General features: G+C 74.8%; 17 protein-coding genes. 7 read left to right on the top strand and 10 right to left on the bottom strand.

Translation table 11 applies throughout. The annotated features are described in order from the left end of the window. Nucleotides 1-116 precede the first annotated feature (116 nt). Entirely contained in the window at nt 117-722 is a 606-nt protein-coding gene (locus AB0M11_RS23840) for a TetR/AcrR family transcriptional regulator (RefSeq protein WP_365708628.1), read from the bottom strand. A 186-nt stretch (nt 723-908) separates the two neighbouring features. On the opposite strand from AB0M11_RS23840, the gene AB0M11_RS23835 reads away from it, so the two are divergent. Next, the gene (locus AB0M11_RS23835) at nt 909-1,463 is read left to right on the top strand and encodes an ATP-binding protein (protein WP_365708626.1); all 555 of its coding nucleotides are present in this window, start codon (nt 909-911) and stop codon (nt 1,461-1,463) included. A 16-nt stretch (nt 1,464-1,479) separates the two neighbouring features. Here the strand turns inward: AB0M11_RS23835 and AB0M11_RS23830 are convergent, their stop codons facing one another. Continuing rightward, nucleotides 1,480-1,734, bottom strand: a complete 255-nt coding sequence (locus tag AB0M11_RS23830; protein WP_365708624.1) for a Smr/MutS family protein — start codon at nt 1,732-1,734, stop codon at nt 1,480-1,482. A 112-nt stretch (nt 1,735-1,846) separates the two neighbouring features. On the opposite strand from AB0M11_RS23830, the gene AB0M11_RS23825 reads away from it, so the two are divergent. From AB0M11_RS23825 to AB0M11_RS23805, 5 genes are all read left to right on the top strand, one after another. Next, entirely contained in the window at nt 1,847-2,581 is a 735-nt protein-coding gene (locus AB0M11_RS23825; protein ID WP_365708622.1) for a hypothetical protein, read from the top strand. Between the two features lie 27 nt (nt 2,582-2,608). Then, nucleotides 2,609-3,040, top strand: coding sequence for an OsmC family protein (locus tag AB0M11_RS23820; protein WP_365708620.1), 432 nt, complete (start codon nt 2,609-2,611; stop codon nt 3,038-3,040). Nucleotides 3,041-3,254: 214 nt separating this feature from the next. Next, nucleotides 3,255-4,121 carry a hypothetical protein gene (locus AB0M11_RS23815; protein WP_365708686.1) on the top strand — a complete coding sequence of 289 codons (867 nt, stop codon included), beginning with the start codon at nt 3,255-3,257 and terminating at the stop codon, nt 4,119-4,121. Next, on the top strand, nt 4,114-6,306 hold the full coding sequence (locus tag AB0M11_RS23810) for a bifunctional serine/threonine-protein kinase/ABC transporter substrate-binding protein (protein ID WP_365708618.1): 2,193 nt from the start codon (nt 4,114-4,116) through the stop codon (nt 6,304-6,306). Before AB0M11_RS23815 ends, AB0M11_RS23810 begins: the two co-directional genes overlap by 8 nt. 5 nt (nt 6,307-6,311) lie before the next feature. Next, complete coding sequence (locus tag AB0M11_RS23805) at nt 6,312-8,429, top strand: bifunctional serine/threonine-protein kinase/ABC transporter substrate-binding protein (RefSeq protein WP_365708616.1); 2,118 nt, start codon at nt 6,312-6,314, stop codon at nt 8,427-8,429. Here the strand turns inward: AB0M11_RS23805 and AB0M11_RS23800 are convergent. The 5 genes from AB0M11_RS23800 to AB0M11_RS23780 form a co-directional block, all read right to left on the bottom strand. Continuing rightward, a complete protein-coding gene (locus AB0M11_RS23800; RefSeq protein WP_365708614.1) occupies nt 8,426-10,516 on the bottom strand; it encodes an SWIM zinc finger family protein in 2,091 nt (696 codons plus the stop codon). The genes AB0M11_RS23805 and AB0M11_RS23800 overlap by 4 nt on opposite strands. Further along, nucleotides 10,513-13,323 carry a DEAD/DEAH box helicase gene (locus AB0M11_RS23795; RefSeq protein WP_365708612.1) on the bottom strand — a complete coding sequence of 937 codons (2,811 nt, stop codon included), beginning with the start codon at nt 13,321-13,323 and terminating at the stop codon, nt 10,513-10,515. The genes AB0M11_RS23800 and AB0M11_RS23795 overlap by 4 nt, the downstream gene beginning before the upstream one ends. A gap of 97 nt (nt 13,324-13,420) precedes the next feature. After that, complete coding sequence (locus AB0M11_RS23790; protein WP_365708610.1) at nt 13,421-14,002, bottom strand: sugar kinase; 582 nt, start codon at nt 14,000-14,002, stop codon at nt 13,421-13,423. Then, on the bottom strand, nt 13,999-15,144 hold the full coding sequence (locus AB0M11_RS23785) for an ROK family glucokinase (RefSeq protein ID WP_365708608.1): 1,146 nt from the start codon (nt 15,142-15,144) through the stop codon (nt 13,999-14,001). Before AB0M11_RS23785 ends, AB0M11_RS23790 begins: the two co-directional genes overlap by 4 nt. A gap of 263 nt (nt 15,145-15,407) precedes the next feature. Further along, nucleotides 15,408-16,145: a GntR family transcriptional regulator gene (locus AB0M11_RS23780; RefSeq protein ID WP_365708684.1), complete on the bottom strand. Its 738-nt coding sequence runs from the start codon at nt 16,143-16,145 to the stop codon at nt 15,408-15,410. 130 nt (nt 16,146-16,275) lie between these two features. Here AB0M11_RS23780 and AB0M11_RS23775 point away from each other — a divergent pair, with 130 nt between their 5' ends. After that, complete coding sequence (locus tag AB0M11_RS23775; protein ID WP_365708605.1) at nt 16,276-17,286, top strand: Gfo/Idh/MocA family oxidoreductase; 1,011 nt, start codon at nt 16,276-16,278, stop codon at nt 17,284-17,286. Nucleotides 17,287-17,403: 117 nt separating this feature from the next. On the opposite strand, the gene AB0M11_RS23770 is transcribed toward AB0M11_RS23775, so the two are convergent. The 3 genes from AB0M11_RS23770 to AB0M11_RS23760 form a co-directional block, all read right to left on the bottom strand. Continuing rightward, complete coding sequence (locus tag AB0M11_RS23770; RefSeq protein WP_365708603.1) at nt 17,404-17,799, bottom strand: ribonuclease domain-containing protein; 396 nt, start codon at nt 17,797-17,799, stop codon at nt 17,404-17,406. Nucleotides 17,800-17,922: 123 nt separating this feature from the next. Next, nucleotides 17,923-18,948, bottom strand: a complete 1,026-nt coding sequence (locus tag AB0M11_RS23765) for a medium chain dehydrogenase/reductase family protein (protein ID WP_365708601.1) — start codon at nt 18,946-18,948, stop codon at nt 17,923-17,925. 225 nt (nt 18,949-19,173) lie between these two features. Next, nucleotides 19,174-19,881: a TetR/AcrR family transcriptional regulator gene (locus tag AB0M11_RS23760; RefSeq protein ID WP_365708599.1), complete on the bottom strand. Its 708-nt coding sequence runs from the start codon at nt 19,879-19,881 to the stop codon at nt 19,174-19,176. Nucleotides 19,882-19,989 lie beyond the last annotated feature (108 nt).

The raw sequence follows: 19,989 nt of genomic DNA, 5'->3' as shown, positions 1-19,989 counted from the left end.
CCGGCTCGACGACGCCGGCCCCGTCGAAGCAGGGGACGCCCCGCAGCGCGTCGACCCGTCGGCCGGAGTCCTGGGACCGCGCGACGCCGTGACCGTCGGGGACGCGATGCGGCCGGTCACCCCGTGGTCATGGTCCGCCAGCCGGGTTCCAGGCCGTCGAGGAGGGCCTGGAAGGCCTCGCGGGCCTGGTCCCAGTGACCGTCCGCCAGCGGGGCGGTCAGCAGGCCGAGGGAGGCGTCGGCCAGGAGGGTGGCCTGGGTGCGCGCCCGGTCGGGCGGCATGCCGAGGCCATGGAAGACCGAGGTGAACAGGCGGGTCCACTCGGCGATGATGTCGCGCATGACGGGCCCGTAGCGGTCGGGGTGCAGCACGCTGGCACTCATGATCTCGAAGTAGAGCGGGAGCGCGGCGCGCACCTCGGGATCGCTGAACTGCCGCCACACCTCCTCCATGAAGCGGCGCAGGTCGGCGGGGCTCGCGGGGGCGCCCACGGCCGCGAGGAGTTCGCGGGTGCGCAGGAGGGGCCGGCGCTCGTAGAGGTCCAGGGCCTCGGCGACCATGCGTTCCTTGGTGCCGAAGTAGTACAGGAGCATCCGGTCACTCGTCCCCAGGGCCTTGGCCAGGGGACGCAGGGACAGGTCCGCGACGCCGTTGCGCATCAGGTAGGCGCGGACCCGGTCGAGCAGGTCGCGCCGCTTGGCGGGGTCGGGTGGTCGGGGCATGAGGGCTCCCGGGTGCACGCGGGCAAGGCAGTCCCGCTGTCCTTTATTACCTTTTAGTGAGGTATTTACTGTAGCGCCAGCTACAGCTATATTTGGTATGTAGCGACCGCTACGCGCAAGGGCCCGGCGCACGCCGGGCACACTCACCGGCTGACCCCCCGGTCGTCCGCGAAGGGACTGATCCCCATGGCCTCCCAGGTCATCGGCAACCGCATCGCCGTCCGGCGGGGAGGGGGGTCCTCCGACGCCGACGCGCCGTCCTGGCTGGCCCTGCAGTGGGCGCTGTGGTCCCGCCTGCTCGCGCCGCTGCGACCGCTGGACGCACCGCGCGGCTGCGCCACCGCCTGGGACGCCTCCTGGCCCCTGCGGCGGGAGCTGGTCTCCGCGCGCCGGGCCCGGCGACTGGTGACGGCACAGCTGGGCGAGTGGGCGGTGGACGATCTCGCCGACACCGCCGAGCTGCTGGTCAGCGAACTGGTCACCAACGCCCTGCGGCACACCCGCGGACCGCTCCGGCTCAATCTGCGGCTGCGCGACTCCCGTCTGCTGTGCGAGGTCGAGGACACCGAGTCCGCCGGCCCCGCACGCGCCGTGGCCGACCCGGACGCGGAGAACGGCCGGGGCATCGAGCTTGTCGACCTGCTCGCGGACGCCTGGGGCAGTGTCCGGACCGCCACCGGCAAGACCATGTGGTTCGAGCTGCGGGCGGAGGACCGCCGGCGGGGGACTAGGGCACCCTGACGAGGGCGACCGCGGCTCAGGGCAGGGGCGCGAAGTGGACCAGGACCCGGCCGGTGTTGACCGTGTCGATCTCCACCCGGTCGTAGAGCTTCCTGATGTGCTTCTGGCCGAGGAACGCGAGGACGCGCCCCCTGAGCTGCCCGGAGCCCTTTCCGTGAATGATCTGCACGACGGGCTCCCCCGTGCGTTTCGCCTGGAAGACGACCTGGCGCAGCGCGAGTTCGATGTCGCGGTTGTTCCGGAAGATCGGATGCAGATCCAGAGTCAGCAAGGTGCCACCTCCCGCCGCCACCACCTGTGACGCGCTGACCCGAGTGTGTCACGCGCACTCGGCCGGGCCCCCGGCCCCGGCGATTTCCGGGCGCCGCGTGACAATCGTGGCCATGAACGACCGAATGTCCGACGCCGAGAACCGACTGGCCAGGATCGAGGGGCTGCTGGAGAGCGGCGAGCGCGACGTGGTGCCCGCGTGGCGCCGGGCGACGCGGGGCGAGCCGCGGTGGGCGGTGACCGCCGTGATCCTCGTGGCCGTCGTCCTCCAGCTGATGCTGCCGCACCGGCTCGCCCTCCAGCCGTACTGGGCCCTGCCCGTCCTGGAGGTGGTGCTGCTGGCCGGCCTCGTCGCCGGGAACCCCCGGCGGGTGGAGCCCCGCACGCGGTGGCTGCGGGGGCTGGGACTGGTGCTGACGGGGGTGATCAGCCTGGCCAACGGCTGGGCGGCGGTCCGGCTGGTGGCGGGGCTGGTGCGCGGCACCGAAGGCATGGACGCCGGGCCGCTGCTGCTGACCGGCGGCGGCATCTGGCTGACGAACGTCATCGTGTTCGCCCTCTGGTACTGGGAGTGGGACCGCGGCGGACCGATGGCGCGGGTCCTCGGCCGGAACCAGTTCGCGGACTTCCTCTTCGTGCAGATGCAGAGCCCTCAGACCGCGCCGCCCGACTGGGAGCCGGGCTTCCTCGACTACCTGTACCTGTCCTTCACCAACTCCACCGCGTTCAGCCCGACGGACGTGATGCCGCTGTCGCGCTGGGCCAAGATGCTGATGATGCTGCAGTCCTCGGTCTCCCTGGTGACGGTGGTCCTGGTGGTCGCGCGGGCCGTCAACATCCTGCGCTGACGGCCGGGCTGCCTTAGGTTCGCCGGTATGAGCGAAGAGGACTCCCTGCGTCTGGTCACGGTCGAGCGCACCGGCACCGGCCACTTCACCGCGACGAACGCCCGCGGCGGCACGGTCGCCTTCGGCACCGGCGACGGCACCGCGTTCACCCCGGTCGAGCTGCTGCTCGCCGCGCTCGGGGGCTGCACGGCTGCGGACGTGGACGTGTCCACGAGCCGGCACGTGGAACCGACCGCCTTCACCGTGACCGTCAGCGGCAACAAGGTGAGCGAGGAGGACGGCAACCGGTTGACGGACCTCACGGTCGCCTTCTCCGTCGCCTTCCCCGAGGGCGCGGCCGGCGACCGGGCCCGCGCGATCCTGCCCCGGGCGGTCGCCGTCTCCCACGACCGGCTGTGCACGGTCAGCCGCACGGTCGAGGCGGGGACCCCGGTCGCCGTGTCGGTCGAGGAGGCGTGAGGCGGTGCGCGGAGACGGCCCGGGAGGCGTGAGGCGGTGCGCGGAGACGGCCGCTGGACTTCGCCGAGCGTGAGTCCCCGGCGCGGACTGTCACCGGCTGATGGCCATGCGGTCACCGTTCCACTCAACTCGCCTACCTTTGGGGCCAGTTGACACAGGATGGCGCTACCGTTCGACCAGGGCCCCCAGGGGAGGGCCCTGGGGGGTGAGCGTGATGGGACGGGGAGCGGTCCGATCCACCGCGGCGCTGGCGCTGCTGCTCGCGGTGGGCTGCACGAACAGCGGACACGGCGGCGACAGCGCGAGGCCTCCCACGGAGCCGGCGGGCGCGACAGCCTCCCCGTCGGCCTCGCACTCCTCTGCCACCGCGTCGAGCCGGCCGTACACACTGGCCGAGTCCGCCGCGCCGAGGACACGGGCCGCGGCCGTCGCGTTCCTGCGCGGGCTCACCGTGCAGCCCGACTACTTCGGCACCGGGTTCCGCAGGCGGGACCCCTACGAACTGGGGCCGACCAGCTGGGCCGTGCTCGGCGCGGACTGCCTGTGGCGGCGCGAGCCGGTCCCGTCCACCGTGCTGGCCAGCCTGACCAGATCGTTCGTCGGACCGGGCGCCGACGGCAGGGGCGAGGTGTACGTGTCCCTCACCGTCACCGTGCACGCCTCGGTCCGCCAGGCCCGCCGGGACATGGCGTCCTCACTGGACGAGCCGCTGCGCTGCCCGCGGGAGCGGCTCAACGCGACCGACACCGTCGAGGGCATGGCCTCGCGCGGCGACCCCTTCGACGAACAGCGCAACGCCTCCACCGACGACGACCTCACCGAGTTCGGCCGGTACGTCGTCGACGGCGACGCGAAGCCGCGCCGCTTCGACTGGTTCAAGCACCGCCTCGGCCCGGTGACCGTCGCCGCGACCGTGCGGCACGCCGCCGGTGAGAGCGAGACGGAGCAGTCGGCCGTCACCTCGGCCGCGCTGGCCGGCGTCGGCTATGTGACGGCGAACGTCGACAACTACGGCCGGGACCGGGCCGCCTCCGCGTCCGCGGCTCCGTCCACCGCGGTGAAGGGAGCGGGTGATGAGTGAGGCGCTGCGGCCGTCCGACCCGTCGTCGGTCGGCGGCTTCCGGCTGCTGCGGCGGCTCGGCGCCGGCGGCATGGGCGTGGTCTACCTGGGCCGTTCCGAGGCGGGCGCGCTGGCCGCCGTCAAGGTGATCCGGGCGCAGAGCGCCGCCGACGACGGCTTCCGGGCCCGGTTCGCGCGGGAGGCGGAGCTGGCGGCCCGGGCCGACAGCCCTTGGGTGGTGCCGGTGCTCGGCGCGGACGCCACGGCCGGCGAGCCGTGGCTGGCGACCGGGTTCGTCGCGGGGCCCTCGCTCGCCGAGGCGGTGGGCGAGCACGGCCCCCTGCCGACGTCGGCCGTCCGCGTGCTGGGCTCGTTGCTCGGTGCCGCGCTGGCCGCCGTCCACGCGGCGGGGCTGGTGCACCGGGACGTGAAGCCGGGCAATGTGCTGCTCGCGGTCGACGGCCCTCGGTTGATCGACTTCGGCATCGCGCGGTCCGCCGACGACACCTCCCTGACCGCCGCCGGCATGGTGGTCGGCACCCCCGGCTTCCTCGCCCCCGAGCAGGCGCGCGGCGAGCCGGCCGGAGCAGCGAGCGACGTCTTCGCGCTGGGCTGCGTGCTGGCGTACGCGAGCACGGGCCGCCCGCCGTTCGGCACCGGCGCGCCGGACGCGCTGCTCTACCGGACGGTGCACGACGAGCCCGACCTGGCGGGCATCACCGGCGTGCTCCGCGGGACACTGGCCGCCTGCCTCGCCAAGGAGCCCGGGGAACGGCCGGCCGCCGCGGACCTGCGGCTGCGGCTCGCCGAGGACTTCCGGCTGCGGCCGCCCGCCGCCGACGCGCCGCGGTCGCCGTCGGCCTGGCTGCCGGACGCGGTCGCCCGCACGGTGGCGGCGCGGGCGGCGGAGAGCCTCGCCCTGCCGGACATCGAGCCCACCGTGGTGGACGACCCCGGTACCGGGCGGGGCCGCCCCGCCCGGCGGCGCCTGCTGCTGGCCGGGGGCGCGCTGCTGGTGGCGGGCGGGGGTGCCGGGGCGGCGCTCTGGGCGACGGGACGTGACGACGGCCCGGGGAAGAGGACGACGGCCCGGCCGTCGTACGTGCTCGGGGTGCAGGTGACGAGGAGCGGGGCTGCGGCGCCCCTGACGCGGGCCTGTGAACGAGCCGCGCGGCTGGCCGTCGCCGAGTACGACGCGACCGCGGGCCGCGCCTTCGACCTGGGCGTGCGGGTCCTCGACGACCACGGGACCGTCGAGGGGGCCACCGCGGTCGCCCACGAACTGGCCGCGGACCGCTCGGTCGTGGCCGTGCTCGGCCCGGTCACCGAGCTGACGCTGCGGGCCGCCTCCCTTGTCTACGCCTCGGCGAAGCTCACCCATGTCAGCAGCACCACCGGGCAGAACGACTACTACGTCTGGTCGCCGACCGTCACCTTCCAGACCGGGGTCGGCCAGCAGTCGGCGGGCACCGCGATCGCCCTGCAGGCGCTGCTGACCGGCCTGGCCGCCCCCGTGGGCGTCGTCATCGACCGCTCGGGGGGCTCCGCCGAGTTCGACCAGGGCGGCATCCTGGTCAACCAGTGGCGGGACGCGCTCCACGCCCAGGTGGTCCCGGAGGTCGTCGCCGAGGACACCGACGACGCCCCGGCCGCCGTCGGCCGCGTGCTGTCCCGCAAGGTCCGCGACTTCGTCTACCTGGGCCCGCTGGACGCGACCGTGCGGGCGGCCCGGCAGCTGTCCGCGGCCGGCTTCACGGGACCGCGCTGGATGTCCCACCTCCTCTACGGCTCGGACTTCCCGAGGCTTGCGGGCGCGGCGGGCGAGGGCTGGTTCGTGGTGACGCCCGTCGTCGACGCGAGCGCCCTCAGGACCAGCGCGGCCGAGCGGTTCACGGCGGCCTGGCGGAAGCGGTACGGCGGCGACCCGGACCCGTACGGCGCCGAGGCGTACGACAGTGTCCGGATGGTGCTGCGCGAGTTCGCCCGGACCGTACCGTCCGGCGGTGGCCGCCCCGACCGGCTCGCCCTCGCCCTGCGGCTGCACAGAGCCCGCTACCAGGGCATCGCGCGCACCTACACCTTCAACCAGTACAACCAGTTCGACGCCGCCGTGCAGACCATGGCCGGCAGTACCTACATCCACCGGGTGCACGACGGACGGTTCGAGCAGATCGGGCCGGTCCTGGCCGGACGGACGAAGGGGTAGCCGAGGTGGACCGGCTGCGGCCCGCCGACCCGTCCTCGGTGGGCGGCCACCGGCTGGTGGGGCGGCTCGGGGCCGGCGGCATGGGCGTGGTCTATCTGGCGCGGTCACCCCACGGTGCCTGGGTCGCGCTGAAGGTGATCCGCGAGGAGTACGCCGGAGACACCGGCTTCCGGGCCCGGTTCCGCCGCGAGACGGAGCTGGGCTCCCGGCTCACCAGCCGGTGGACGGTGCCCGTGCTCGCGGCCGACGCGGACGCCCGCGCGCCCTGGCTGGCCACCGCCTACGTGCCCGGACTGCCGCTGTCCGAGGCCCTCGCCCTGCACGGCCCGTGGCCGCCCGCGCAGCTCAGGACCCTGGGCGCCGCCCTCGCCGCGGCTCTGGACGACGTGCACCGGGCCGGGCTGGTGCACCGCGACGTGAAACCGGCGAACGTCCTGCTCGCCGCCGACGGACCCCGCCTGATCGACTTCGGCATCGCTCGTGCCGTGGGCGCGACGGCCCTCACCACGGACGGTTCGGTCGTCGGCTCGCCCGGCTACCTGTCGCCGGAACAGGCCCGCGGCAGGACCGTGGGACCACCCAGCGACGTCTTCTCCCTGGGCTGCGTGCTCGCCCACGCGGCGACGGGACGACCGCCGTTCGGCACCGGAGGCGCCGCGGCCGTGCTGTACCGGACCGTACGCGAGGACCCGGACCTGGAGGGCGTCCCCGACGACCTCGCCCCGGTGCTGCGCGCCTGCCTGGCGAAGGACCCGGACGACCGCCCCACGGTCCCCCGGCTGCGCTCGTCCCTGGGTGCGTTCACCGCGGAGTCCTGGCTGCCGGCCGGCCTGCCGGCGCTGGTCGCGGACCGGGCCGCGCGCGTCCTCGACCTGCCGGTGCCGGAACCCACCGCCCTCTCCGAGGCGCCCCTCGCCGACGCCCCGCCCGCCCCGTCCAGGCGGCGGTTGCTGATCGCGTCGGCGGCTGTCGGCGTCAGCGCGGTGGGCGGTGGCGGAGCCTGGTGGCGGTGGGCGCGGTCCGGGCGAGCGGGGTCGGGCAACGGCCCGCTGCCGACCCGTACGATCGCGCTGCTCGGCGACCTGTCCACCGCCGCCGTCCAGGCCCAGGCGCGCGGGGCACGGCTGGCGGTCGACGCGCACAACGCCCGCGCGGACCGCACCTTCGACCTGGCCCTGCGCACCGCCGACGACCGGGGCACCGCGGCCGGGTCGGCCGCCGCGGCCGCCCGGCTGGTGGCCGCCCGCGAGGTGTACGCGGTGATCGGCGCCGGCACCGACACGGCCGTGCCCGCCGCCGTGCCGGTGTGCTCCGAGGCCGGGGTGTGCCTGCTCATCACCCGCGCCGACACCGACGCCCTGGACGGCACCAGCACGACCAGCTCCCTGGTCCTGCGCAGCACCCGCACCGCGGGGCCCGGTGCCGTCGTGACCTACCTCAACCTGGTGGACCGACCGGCCCGGACCCTCGTCGTGCACGACCTCACCGACGCCGACGAGGGCGAGCCCGCCGTCCGGATGGTCACCGTCTACCAGAAGCTGGAGGTGGGCACCGTCGAAGTGGCCGAGGTCGGCAAGGGCGCCGGCTTCACCGACGTGGCCCGCGGCCTCGCCGGCCACCCGGACACCGCCGTCCTCTTCGCGGGCGGTCTCCCGGCCCGCGCCGCCGCCTGCGCCCAGGCCCTGACCGCCGCGGGGCACCGCGGGTTCAGCGGCGGCGACGAACACCTCCTGGGCACGCCGTTCCTGACGGCGGGCGAGGGCTGGTGGATCAGCACCGGGTACTGCGACGCGGCGGCCGATCCGCGGACCCGGGCCTTCGCCGCCGCCTACCGCGCCCGCCATCGCACGGCTCCGCCGCCGTGGGCGGCCGAGGCCTACGACGCCGTCGGCTACGCCGCCCACGGCCTCGCGGCGCCCAGCGGCGACGAACGCGAGTCGCTGCGCGCGGAGCTGCTGCGCGAGCCCTGGCAGGGCATCACCCGCCGGTACAGCTACGAGAGCCAGAACCAGTACCTGGAGACCGGTCAGGACGGTGGCTGGTTCCTCTACCGCGTCGAGCACGGCAGGGCCCGGTTCGTGGCCCGGCACGACGACATCGGGAAGCTGAGGAAGACGGCCTAGGCAGGGAGGTCGTCCGAGCCGCCGAGGCCGGTGAGCGCACCGACCGGGTCCAGGTCGGGGGTGCCTCTGGGCCACCAGTCGTCGTGGCCCGGCTCCGACTCGTAGGCGTACCACAGGCCGTCCCGGCCGAAGCGGAGCTGGAGATGGCCGCCGGGGTGGGTGAGGTGGTTGCGCCACGGCCGGAAGGCAGGGAGGTCGGCGGCGAGCAGCAGCGGCCGGGCCCGGTCGAAGCGGCCGGCCGGCGGGTCCCAGGGTTCCTCCAGCACCGCCAGCCCCTCCGGTCCGCCCTGGCGCCAGGCGGCGACGGCGCACGCCAGGTCGCCCGGGGTGCGGCCCACGGCGTCGGCGAGCGTGGCGTAGAGGGCGCGGGTGGACGCGGTGAGACCGGAACCGGGGCGGCCGGCGGCGAGCCGTACCGCGTCCTGCCAGAGGGTCAGGTCGCCGACCGGGTCGCGCCCGGTGGTGAGCAGGGCGTGGGCGCGGGCCGCCGCGTCGGTGGCCAGCTGGTCCAGCGCGAACGGGTCCGGGCCGCCGGGCACCCCCGGATAGACCGGCGGCTGCTCGGGGTGGGGCGGGACGGGCATCGGGGGCGGCAGCGGCGGACGCTGCCGCGGTGCCAGGGCCTCGGTGGCCCGGACACCCGGCAGGGAGGCCGGCTGCCGCTCCCGGGCCGCGCGGGCGGCGTTGCGCCGGGACAGCGCGTCGAGCACCTCGCGCTCCCCGCGGCCGCGCAGCAGGAGCAGCACGAACGGGTCGGCGTCCAACAGCCGCGCGGTCTGGTAGCAGAGGGCGGCCGCGTGCTTGCAGGGGTGGCCGAAGTCCGGACAGCTGCACCGGGGTTCCAGCTCGCCGGGACCCGGCAGCAGGGACACCCCGCACTCGGCGAGGGACTGCGGCAGCTCCTTGTCGAGCAGCGCGGCGATGTCGGCGGGCCGGTCGGCGGCGGTCTCCAGCAGCCGCTCCCACTCGTCCTCGCCGAAGGGCCGCAGCCGTACCTGTACGCGGTAGGGCCGGGGCCGGCTGCCCTGCACGTAGGCCAGGACCAGTCCGGGGGTCACCGTGATGGCGTCCACGTGCCCGCGCGCGGCGTAGTCCCGCCCCCGCACCAGCCGCTTGACGTCCAGCGCGCCTTCTTCCAGCGCCCGCACCCACGCGTTGCCCCACCAGGTCTCGGCGAACCCGGGGGACGCCGCGGGCTCGCCCCGCGTCAGGGCGGGGCGAGCGGCGAACGTGCGACGGAGTTCGCTGTCGCGGTGGGGCGTACCCATGGTGCGCGGGAGCCGGGGGGCGGCGGAGAGCGCGGGGTCAGGGGCAGCCGGCGCCGGACGGTCCGCGGCGGGCCGGGGCCCGGACTCGACCGGGTCCGGCTCGACCTCGCCCTCCGTCCCGACCGCGTCCCGCTCCGACTCCCGCTCGGCAGGGTCCGGCTCGGCAGCACCCGCCCCGGACACCGGCTCGGCCGCGTTCGGCTCAGCGGCGTGCGGCCCGACCACGTTCCGCCCGGACACCGGCCCACCGGCACTCGCCGCGACAGCGTTCCGCTCGGCAGGGCTCGGCTCGGGTTCGTCTCTCGGCATCTGGAACGCGGTCGCCAGGAACTGGCGCAGGTCGTGGGCGGTGCGCCCGCGAGCCGCGGCCGCGGGGGCCGGGGAGGGCGGGGGCGGTCGCCTGGCCGGGCGGGCCGGGGGGTGGTCCGCGGCCTGCGCCGCGGCCGCCTCCTCGGCCCTCTTCGCCTCCGCGCGCGCCGCCCGCAGCGCCTGTCGCGCGACGTCACCGGGGCGTCTGCCGGGCCGGACGGCGGCGGGGGCGCCGGTGTCGGCCCGGTCCTCCCGGTCCGCTCCGGACGGGGCCTCGGGACCGTGCTCGGAGTCGGTCTCGCCCTCCCTCCGCCCCGCCTCCTGCGCGGTGGCAGCCGCGCGCAGCGCCAGGCGTGCGGCGTCCCCCGGCCTCGGTGCCCGCCCCGCGCGGGTCCTCGCCTCCTCCCCCGGAGCCGCCCCGTCGCCCCCGCTCTCCGCGGCGTGGTCCCGGGCCGCGCGCAGCGCCCGCCGTGCCGCGTCCGCCGGCCGCTGCTCGCCCTCGCCGCTCATGACGTCCTCCGCACCGACACCAGGTCGGACAGCTCGCGGTCCGTCAGTTCGGTCAGGGCGGCCTCGCCGGACCCGAGGATCGCGTCGGCGAGGGCCCGCTTCGACTCCAGCATCTCGGCGATGCGGTCCTCGACGGTGCCCTCGGTGACCAGTCGGTGCACCTGGACCGGCTGGGTCTGGCCGATGCGGTACGCGCGGTCGGTGGCCTGCTCCTCCACCGCCGGGTTCCACCAGCGGTCGAAGTGGACGACATGGCCGGCCCGGGTGAGGTTGAGACCGGTGCCCGCGGCCTTCAGGGAGAGGACCAGGACCGGGGTCGCGCCGCTCTGGAAACGGTCGACCATGCGCTCCCGCTCCGGCACCGGCGTACCGCCGTGCAGGAGGTCGACCGGGACCGCGCGGCCCCTCAGGTGCGCGGTGATCATGCGGGCCATGCCGACGTACTGCGTGAAGACCAGCGCCGAGCCGTCCTCGGCGAGCACGGTGTCGAGCAGCTCGTCGAGCAGGGTGAGCTTGCCGGAGCGCGCGGCCAGTCCCTCGACCCGGGACTCCTCCTTGAGGTACAGCGCGGGGTGGTCGCAGATCTGCTTCAGCGCGCCGAGCAGCTTGAGCACCAGGCCGCGGCGCGCGATGCCGTCGGCCGTCTCGATGGCGAGCAACGACTCGCGCACCACCGCCTCGTACAGCGCGGCCTGCTCGCGGGTGAGCGGGACCGGATGGTCGGTCTCCGTCTTGGGCGGGAGTTCGGGGACGATGCCGGGGTCGGACTTCCTGCGGCGCAGCAGGAAGGGGCGGACGAGGCGGGCCAGGCGCGCCACGGCCTCGTCGTCCTCGCCGTTCTCCACGGCGCGCGCGTGGCGGGCGCGGAAGGACTTCAGGGGGCCGAGGAGGCCGGGGGTGGTCCAGTCGAGGAGGGCCCAGAGCTCGGAGAGGTTGTTCTCCACGGGGGTGCCGGTGAGGGCCACGCGCGCGGGGGTGGGGATGGTGCGCAGGGCCTTCGCGGTGGCCGAGTAGGGGTTCTTGACGTGCTGTGCCTCGTCGGCCACGACCATGCCCCAGGTCTGGTCGGCGAGGGTGGCCGCGGCGGCGCGCATGGTGCCGTACGTGGTGAGGACGAAGCCCCCGGCGAGGCCGTCCAGGGTGCGGTCGGGGCCGTGGAAGCGGCGGACCGGCACGCCGGGTGCGAACCGGGCGATCTCCCGCTGCCAGTTGCCGAGCAGCGAGGCCGGGCAGACCACCAGGGTGGGCTCGGTGCGGGCCCGCTTCAGGTGCAGGGCGATGAGGGTGATCGTCTTGCCGAGGCCCATGTCGTCAGCCAGGCAGCCGCCGAGGCCGAGGGCGGTCATCAGGTCGAGCCAGGCCAGGCCCCGCAGCTGGTAGTCGCGCAGGGTGGCGTGCAGACCGGCGGGCGGCTCGGCGGGCCGGACCCCGGCGGTGAGGCGGTCGCGCAGGGCGGCGAGGACGCCGACGGGCACCGCCTCGACCCGCTCACCGTCCACCTCGGCCTCGCCGGTGAGCGCCACGGAGAGTGCGTCGACCGGGTCGAGCAGGCCCAGCTCGCGTCTGCGGGCCTTGCGGACGAGGGCCGGGTCGACGAGCACCCAGCGGTCCCGCAGCCGTACGACGGGGCGGTGGGCCTCGGCGAGGGCGTCCATCTCGGAGTCGCTGAGCGGATCGCCGCCGAGCGCGAGCTGCCAGCGGAACTGGAGGAGTTCCTCGCTCTCGAAGAAGCCGGTGCCGTCGGTGGCCGAGCCGGGGGCGGGCCGGACCACGGCCGCGGCGGTCAGGTCCTGGGCCAGGTCCCGGGGCCAGTGCACGGCGACCCCGGCCGCCGCGAGCCTGGTTGCCGCCGCGCCGAGCAGCTGCCCGAGCTCCTCCTCCGAGAGCGCGAGCACGTCCGGCACGTCCCGCTCGGCCAGGCGGTCCAGCGGGGGCCACACCCGCGCGGCCCGGCGCACGGCCAGCGCCGCGTCCACGCGGGCGCGGGGGCCGAAGGCGGCGTCGGACGCCCCCGCCCACAGCGCCGCCGCGTCGGTCACCAGGGTGGGGTCGGCCAGGCTGTGCACCTGCACGATCGCGGCCCCCGCGCGCTGCGCGCCCTCGCCGTCGTCGAACAGGTCGTACGCCGACAGGTCCAGGCGCAGCGAGATCCGCACGCCCGCGTCCATGCCGGCGGCGACCTCCGCGGCCCACTCGTGGGCGTCGGGCAGCCGCTGGGGTTCCCGGGCGGCGAAGGGCCGGCCGGTGGTGTGCGGGGCGGCCGGGGTGCGGGGCAGGGTGTCGGCGACGGCGTCCAGGAAGGAGCGGATCAGCGCTTCCGGCTGGGGCAGCAGCAGGGGGCCGGGGCCGGGCAGCGGGACGGCGTGGCCCTCGGCGGGCAGGGCGACGGCCACCGCGCGCAGGTGGGCGATGTCGGCGGGCTCCAGGGGGCCGGCCCGCCAGGCGTCGTGTCCGGCAGGGGTGAGGCCGGGCAGCAGCCGGCCGCGGGCGGCGAGCCGCAGCGCGTGCAGGGCGGCCGCGCCCCAGCAGGCGGTGGCAGGATGGGCGGCGGCGTCGCGGCGGGCCCGGACGAGCAGCGGGAGGGCCTCGGCGAGCGACAGGGTGAGCGCGGGCACCTGTCGGCGGCGGGCGCCGGTGGCGCCGTGCCGCCGGACGACCGTCAGTTCCTCGGTCGCGGGGCCGGGGAGCGGGTCCCCCTCGGGGTCCCAGAAGGCCATCCGGCCCTGTCGGGGGAGGTCGGCGGGCAGGTAGACCGCCGCGAGGCGCACCGGTACGCCGGTGTCGGCCTCGGCCGTGGTGCCGCTCATACGTTCTGCCACCTCCCGCCCGCCTGTCGGATCAGACGTCTTCGACTGTACGGGCGGGGTCTGACAATCGGCCCCGGCGACCGGCCAGGGCAGCGGCCTACGGGACGGTGCGCGAGACGACGTAGATCATCGGGAAGTTCGGGTCGGCCGTGTTCACCACCACGTCCTGGGTGGGTGCGGGGTTCTTCTGATGGTGGGTCAGGCCCGACCAGGGTCCGGGGCCGGTGAACTTCCAGCCGGAGATCTTCTGGTCGCGGGAGCTGATGCTGATGTCGTTCTTCCTGAGGGCGTCCCGGTTGAGGCCCATGCCCTCCAGGAAGCTGTCCAGCCCGGCGCTGTTGGTGCGGAACTGGACGTAGAGCCGGCTGGTCTTCCAGTTGTTGGTCTCGTAGTACGCGATCCGGTCGGCCGGGTGCGGCACCGGCACCTGGTAGAGGCGCCGCTGGACCTTCGACGGCCAGCCGGCGGTGAGGCCGGTCGCCGAGTACTTGGACTCCTTGTCCTTGCCGCTGTCGCGGCTCTGGGCGGCGGAGATCACCAGATAGCCGGCCGGCACCCCGATGAGCAGCCCGATGATCAGCAGCGTGAGCGCCCGGCGCCTGGCCTTGTGCCGCGGGGTCTCCGGCGGGCGGTGCGGTTCCTCCGGGGACGCGGCCTGGCGGGGCAGCGCAGCGGTCATGCGGTGTCCCGGGTGCGGCGGGCCTCCGCGAACCGCTCGTAGCGCTCGTACCGCTCGACCCGGCGCCGCTTGGCGCGCCGGAACCGGCGGGCGACCAGGCGGGCGAGGTCCGCGGCCCCGACCATGCCGGCCTCGGGGCCGAGCTGGGCGCGCGCGATCCGGGCCTCCGGGCGGTAGCCGCGGCCGGTCAGCTGGCGCTTGAACGCGTCCCGCGCGGGTCCGATGAGCAGGTCGTCGGCGGCGCTGACGCCACCGCCGATCACGAAGCAGGACGGGTCGAGGGCGGCGGCGAGGTTGGCGATGCCGACGCCGAGCCACTGGCCGATGTCCTGGAGCAGTTCGACGCACATCGCGTCGCCCTCACGGGCCAGCTCGGTGATCATCGGGCCGGTGATCTCGTTGATGTTGCCCTTGACGTGCTCGATGATCCCGTACGCCACCGGGGAGTCGGCGGCGGCCAGCTCCCTGGCCTCGCGGACCAGTGCGTTGCCCGAGCTGTACTGCTCCCAGCAGCCGCGGTTGCCGCACGGGCAGCGGTGGCCGCCGGGCACCACCTGCATGTGACCGAACTCGCCGGCGACGCCGTACTTGCCGCGCTTGACCTGGCCGTCCTCCAGGATCGCGCCGCCGATGCCGGTACCGAGCGTGATCATGACCAGGTGGTCCTCGCCGCGGCCGGCGCCGAAGCGCCACTCCGCCCAGGCGGCCGTGTTGGCGTCGTTGTCGACGAGGACGGGGACCGAGAGCCGGCCGGAGAGGCGGTCGCGCAGCGGTTCGTTGCGCCAGGACAGGTGGGGGGCGAACAGCACGCGGTTGCGATCGGCGTCCACCCAGCCGGCGGCACCGATGCCGACGGCGTGCACGTCGTGCCGGTCGGACAGGTCGAGGACCAGTTCGACGATCGTGTCCTCGACGACCTTCGGGCTCTTGGACTTGTCCGGGGTCTCCGTGCGGAGCTTCTCCAGGATGTTGCCGTCGGCGTCCACGACGCCCGCCATGACCTTGGTGCCGCCGATGTCGATGCCGACGGTGGGGACACGGGGAGCCGTCAGGTGGGACCGGCGCTCCCGGGTTCCGACGGTTCGCAGAACCGGGGCTCGGCGGGAGCCGATGGGGGCGGTGAGGTCGCGGTAGGTGCTCATCGGGCTCGATTGTGCCGTACGCGTGCGTGCGGTGCCGTTCGGGGGAGATAAGGAAGGGGTGCGGCGCGGTTGCCGGGTGCGCGGCGCGGTTGCCGGGTGCGGGTGCGTGGGGCCTCGCTGGTCGCGCCCACGCGGCGGAGCCGCATGTTCTGGCCCCGCGCTCCTTCGAGGACGTCGCGGTGCCCCTCTTCGGGAAGACCGACCCGGTCGGTCACATTGACCTGACATGAGCACCAGCCATGAGCTTCAGGGCGCCGGCGACCTCACGACCGCACGAGCAGCTGGAACTCGAAGGAGTAGCGGGTCGGGCGGTAGATGTGGTCGCCGAACTCGACGGCGCGGCCGGTGTCGTCGTAGGTGGTGCGCTGCATGGTGAGCAGCGGGGCGCCTTCCGGCTCGGCGAGCCGCTCGGCCTCGGCGGCCGTGGCGCCGCGCGCGCCGATGGACTGGCGCGCGCTGTGCAGGGTGATCCCGGCGGCCCGCATGAGGCGGTACAGACCGGTCGCCTCCAGCGGGGCTGTGTCCAGGTCGAGCAGGCCGGGCGGCAGGTAGTTGGTCAGGTACGCCATCGGCTCGCCGTGCGCCAGCCGCAGCCGTTCGATCCGGTGCACCTCGGTGCCCTCGGCGACCCCGAGCGCGGCGGCGACCTCGGCGGACGCCGGGACGACGGTGTTGACCAGCACGGTGGTCGCCGGGCGCTGGCCCGCCGACTCCAGGTCGTCGTAGAGGCTGCTGAGCTCCAGCGGGCGCTTGACCTGGCTGTGCACGACCTGGGTGCCGACGCCCCGGCGGCGGACGAGGAGGCCCTTGTCGACCAGGGACTGGATGGCCTGCCGGACGGTCGGCCGGGACAGGCCGAGCCGTGCGGCGAGCTCGATCTCGTTCCCCAGCAGGCTGCCGGGGGTGAGCGAGCCGTGCTCGATGGCCGCCTCCAGCTGCTGGGCGAGCTGGAAGTACAGCGGCACCGGGGAACTCCGGTCCACACGGAGGTCGAGCATCACGGTCGGGTCCACATCTGGTTTCGGCACGGGGCCGAGCGTATCCCCGTGGCGAGTTGACGGGAAGTTGTGAAGTTCGATTGTCCGGACATATGGATTGACAGCGCGCCGGGTGCACCAGCACCTTGTTCCCATGCGCATCGGGGTCATCGGGACGGGCCGCATCGGCACCCTTCACGCGAACACGCTCAGCCGTAATCGCGAGGTCGGATCGCTGATCCTCACGGACGTCGATCCCCAGCGGGCCCAGGACCTGGCGCACCGGCTCGGGGAGACGGCGGCGCCCGGCACGGACGAGATCTTCACCTGGGGCGTGGACGCGGTGGTGATCACCGCCGCCACCTCCGCCCACGCCGACCTGATCGGGCGGGCGGCGCGCTCCGGGCTGCCGGTCTTCTGCGAGAAGCCGATCGCCCTCGACCTGCCGGGCACGCTGCACGCCCTGGCGGAGGTGGAGAAGGCCGGCACGACGCTGCAGATGGGCTTCCAGCGCCGTTTCGACCGGGGGTACGCCGGCGCCCGGGAGGCGGTGCGCTCAGGCCGGCTCGGGCGGCTGCACACGGTCCGGGCGCTGACCTCCGACCAGTCGCCGCCCCCGCCGGAGTGGCTGCCGCTGTCCGGCGGGCTGTTCCGGGACACGCTGATCCACGACTTCGACGCGCTGCGCTGGGTGACCGGCCGCGAGGTCGTCGACGTCTACGCGACCGGCTCGGACGCGGGACCCGCGATGTTCCGCGAGGCCGGGGACGTCGACACGGGCGCGGCGCTGCTCACCCTGGACGACGGCACGCTGGCCACGGCGACGGCGACCCGGCTGAACGGCGCCGGGTACGACGTGCGGATGGAGCTGGCCGGCGAGCTGGACACCGTGGTGGTCGGCCTGGACGACCGCACGCCGGTGGCCTCGACCGAGCCGACCGGACCGCCGCCCGCCGACAAGCCGTGGCCCGGTTTCCTGGAGCGGTTCGGACCCGCCTACGAGGCCGAACTGTGCGCCTTCGTCGAGGTGGTGCGCGGCGAGCTGGCCAACCCCTGCGACGGACGCGAGGCGCTGCAGGCGCTGCGGATCGCCGAGGCCTGCGAGATCTCCCGGCGCGAGCGCAGACCGGTGGCGCTCGCGGAGGTCCCGGACCGGCCGGCCTGACCGCGTGCCCGGACCGGCCGGCCGGTGCGGCCGGACGAGCCGGCGAAGAGACGCGGCCGGGCCTCCCGCACCTCGCCGTGGGGAGCGAGGGGCGCGAGGCCCGGCCGGACGGGCGACTCAGCAGCCGAAGTCGACGAGGTCGAACGTGGCGTAGTGGTCGGAGGTGTAGTAGTCCTCCTCGTACTCCTCGCCGGTGACGATCCGGCGCGCACCACGCGTGGAGGAGCCCGGGGTCTTCACGGTGTACTCGTGGTAGTACCCGGACGGCTGACTCGGCAGGACACCCTCCGAGTTGCGGAAGACGATCCCGTCCTGCGAGTACGGGAACGGGCCGTCCGACGCGATCAGGCTGAGCGTGGTGTACGCCTGCGAGGGCAGGTCGCTGTAGCAGATGCTGCCGACCGAGTCGGCAGCGGCGTCCGCCGTGGTGACGGAGACGGTGCCGCCCACGAGCAGGGCGGACAGGAGGGCGCCCGCGGCGCCGATGCGAGTGATGCGTGGGGGGAATCTCATGAGTCCCATGATGACGCGCGTAGACGATGGCATGTCAATGACAAGCCTGCAGAATTTCCCGTCAAGCCCCATGAATTTTCAGGGAGTTAACCTCACCCACGAGAGGAACCCCACCGGAGCGCGTCACGGCGTGAGGATCACCTTTCCGGCGACCGTGCCGGACTCGGCGAGCCGCATCGCCTCCGCTGCCCGGGCCAGCGGCAGCCGGGCGGCGATCGGCGCGTCGATGTCGCCCCGCCGCAGCGCGTCGAAGACCTCGGTGAGGTCGGCGTGGAGCCGGGCACGGAAGCGGTCCTTCTTCCTGGCCCCGGCCCACACGTTGTAGAAGCGGGCGTGCCGGCCGTTGGGCAGCGCGTTCCAGAGCGCCACCCGGCCGATCAGCTTGAGCACCGGCCACATCCTGGAGCCCTCGGCGTCACGGGTGGCGGCGGAGCCGTACGAGACGAGGGTGCCGCCGGGGGCCAGCAGCCGCCAGGAGTCGACGATGCCCCGTCCGCCGACGTGGTCGAAGACCGCGTCCACCCCGCCGGGCGCGATCTCGCGCACGCGGGCGGGGACGTCGGACCGGTAGTCGACCGGGATCACGCTCCGCTCCTCCAGGGCGGCGTGGTGGCGCGGGGATGCCGTGCCGATGACCCGCATGTCCGCCAGCCGGGCGAGCTGGACCAGGACCGAGCCGACTCCGCCGTTGGCGCCGTGCACCAGGACGGTCCGGCCCGCCTGGACGCGCGCCGTGCGGTGCAGCATCTGCCAGGCCGTGATCCCGCTGACGACGAGGGTCTCCGCCTCGGCCGCGCCGACCCCGTCCGGCACCGGCACCGCGTCCGCCGCGTCCACGACGAGGTGACTGGCCCAGCCGCCGACCTTGACCAGTGCGGCGACCCTGGTTCCGGCCAGGCCCGGATCGACGCCCGCGCCCGTGGCATGGACGGTGCCCACCAGGTCGTAGCCGGGCGAGAAGGGGAACGGGGGCTGGTCGAAGTACCTGCCGCGGCGCATCTGCTGTTCCGCGAAGGAGACACCGGTCGCCTCCATCCGGATCACGACCTGGCCGGGACCGGGGACCGGGACCGCCCCGTGGCGGATCAGCAGCCCCTCCGGCTCGACCTTGCCGGGCAGAACGACCTGGGTGAGTTGCTCGGCGCTCATGACGACCTCCGTGACATGCGGATGGGTTAGCGCCCATCGCTTCAGTTACATGCTCTAACAGAGATTAGACACCCTCCGCGCGATGGGGTCAAGCGACCGTGACAGGGTCTAACAGAATGCGAACGACTTTCGGGGAGGACAGGGGGCGCACGCGCGAAACAGCCCTGCCGGCGGTCGCCGGCAGGGCTGGAGGTACTTGCGGGAGCTGGGCGCGCCCCAGGGGCGTCAGCGGAGCTGGAAGGCGTCGGCCAGCAGGGCCGTCTGCACGTCGAGCAGCGTGGCGGGGCGGTGACCCATCCCCGTGAAGTGGCCCGCGACCTCCAGGCCCACCGTGCCGTGCAGCTGCGGCCAGGTCATGACGGCACCGGTCAGCGCCACCGCCGCCGCCGGATCGCCGGCGGACAGGCCCGTCCACTGCCGGACCCATTCGGTCACGCCCGGATCGTCACGCAGCCACGCCTGGAACTCCGCCAGCAGCGGGTCCAGCCCGGCCAGCGGTCGGCCTTCGGCGAACACGGACAGGAACGGCCCGAAGACCGACCTGGCCTTCAGCACCGACTCCGGCGGCGCCTCGAAGCCCGCCACCGGGGTGCCCTGAAGGAGCAGATAGAGGTGCGGACTCGCCACCGACCACGCCCGGTAGGCCCGGGTCAGGGCGAACAGGGCGGCGCGCCCCCCGCCGCCGGTGTCGACCGCCTGGACGGCCTCGGCCGCGGCGGCGTAGGCGTCCAGGACCAGCTCCGCCAGCAGGTCGTCCCGGCTGGCGTAGTAGCGGTAGAGCGCCGGGCCCGACATCCCGATCTCCTTGGCGATCCGCAGCAGCGCCACCCCCTCGATGCCGCCGGCGGCGAGCTGGCGCACGGCGACTTCCTTGATCTCCGAGCGGGTCTGCTCCCGGTACCGTTCACGCGGAGTGCGCGCCTGGGCTGCCATGACCGGTCCTCCTGCGGCTCACGCCGGGGGTGCCCGGCTCTGCGGCGCCGACCCTTCCGGCCGTCGTCCACCCTTGCGGGAGTTGCACCCTATCGCGGCTGCTACAGC

The sequence above is a fragment of the Streptomyces sp. NPDC051987 genome (assembly GCF_040680735.1).
In the GTDB taxonomy this organism is placed as follows: domain Bacteria; phylum Actinomycetota; class Actinomycetes; order Streptomycetales; family Streptomycetaceae; genus Streptomyces.
Note: the sequence above shows the minus strand (reverse complement) of the source record. Positions and strands in the feature narration are given on the sequence as shown.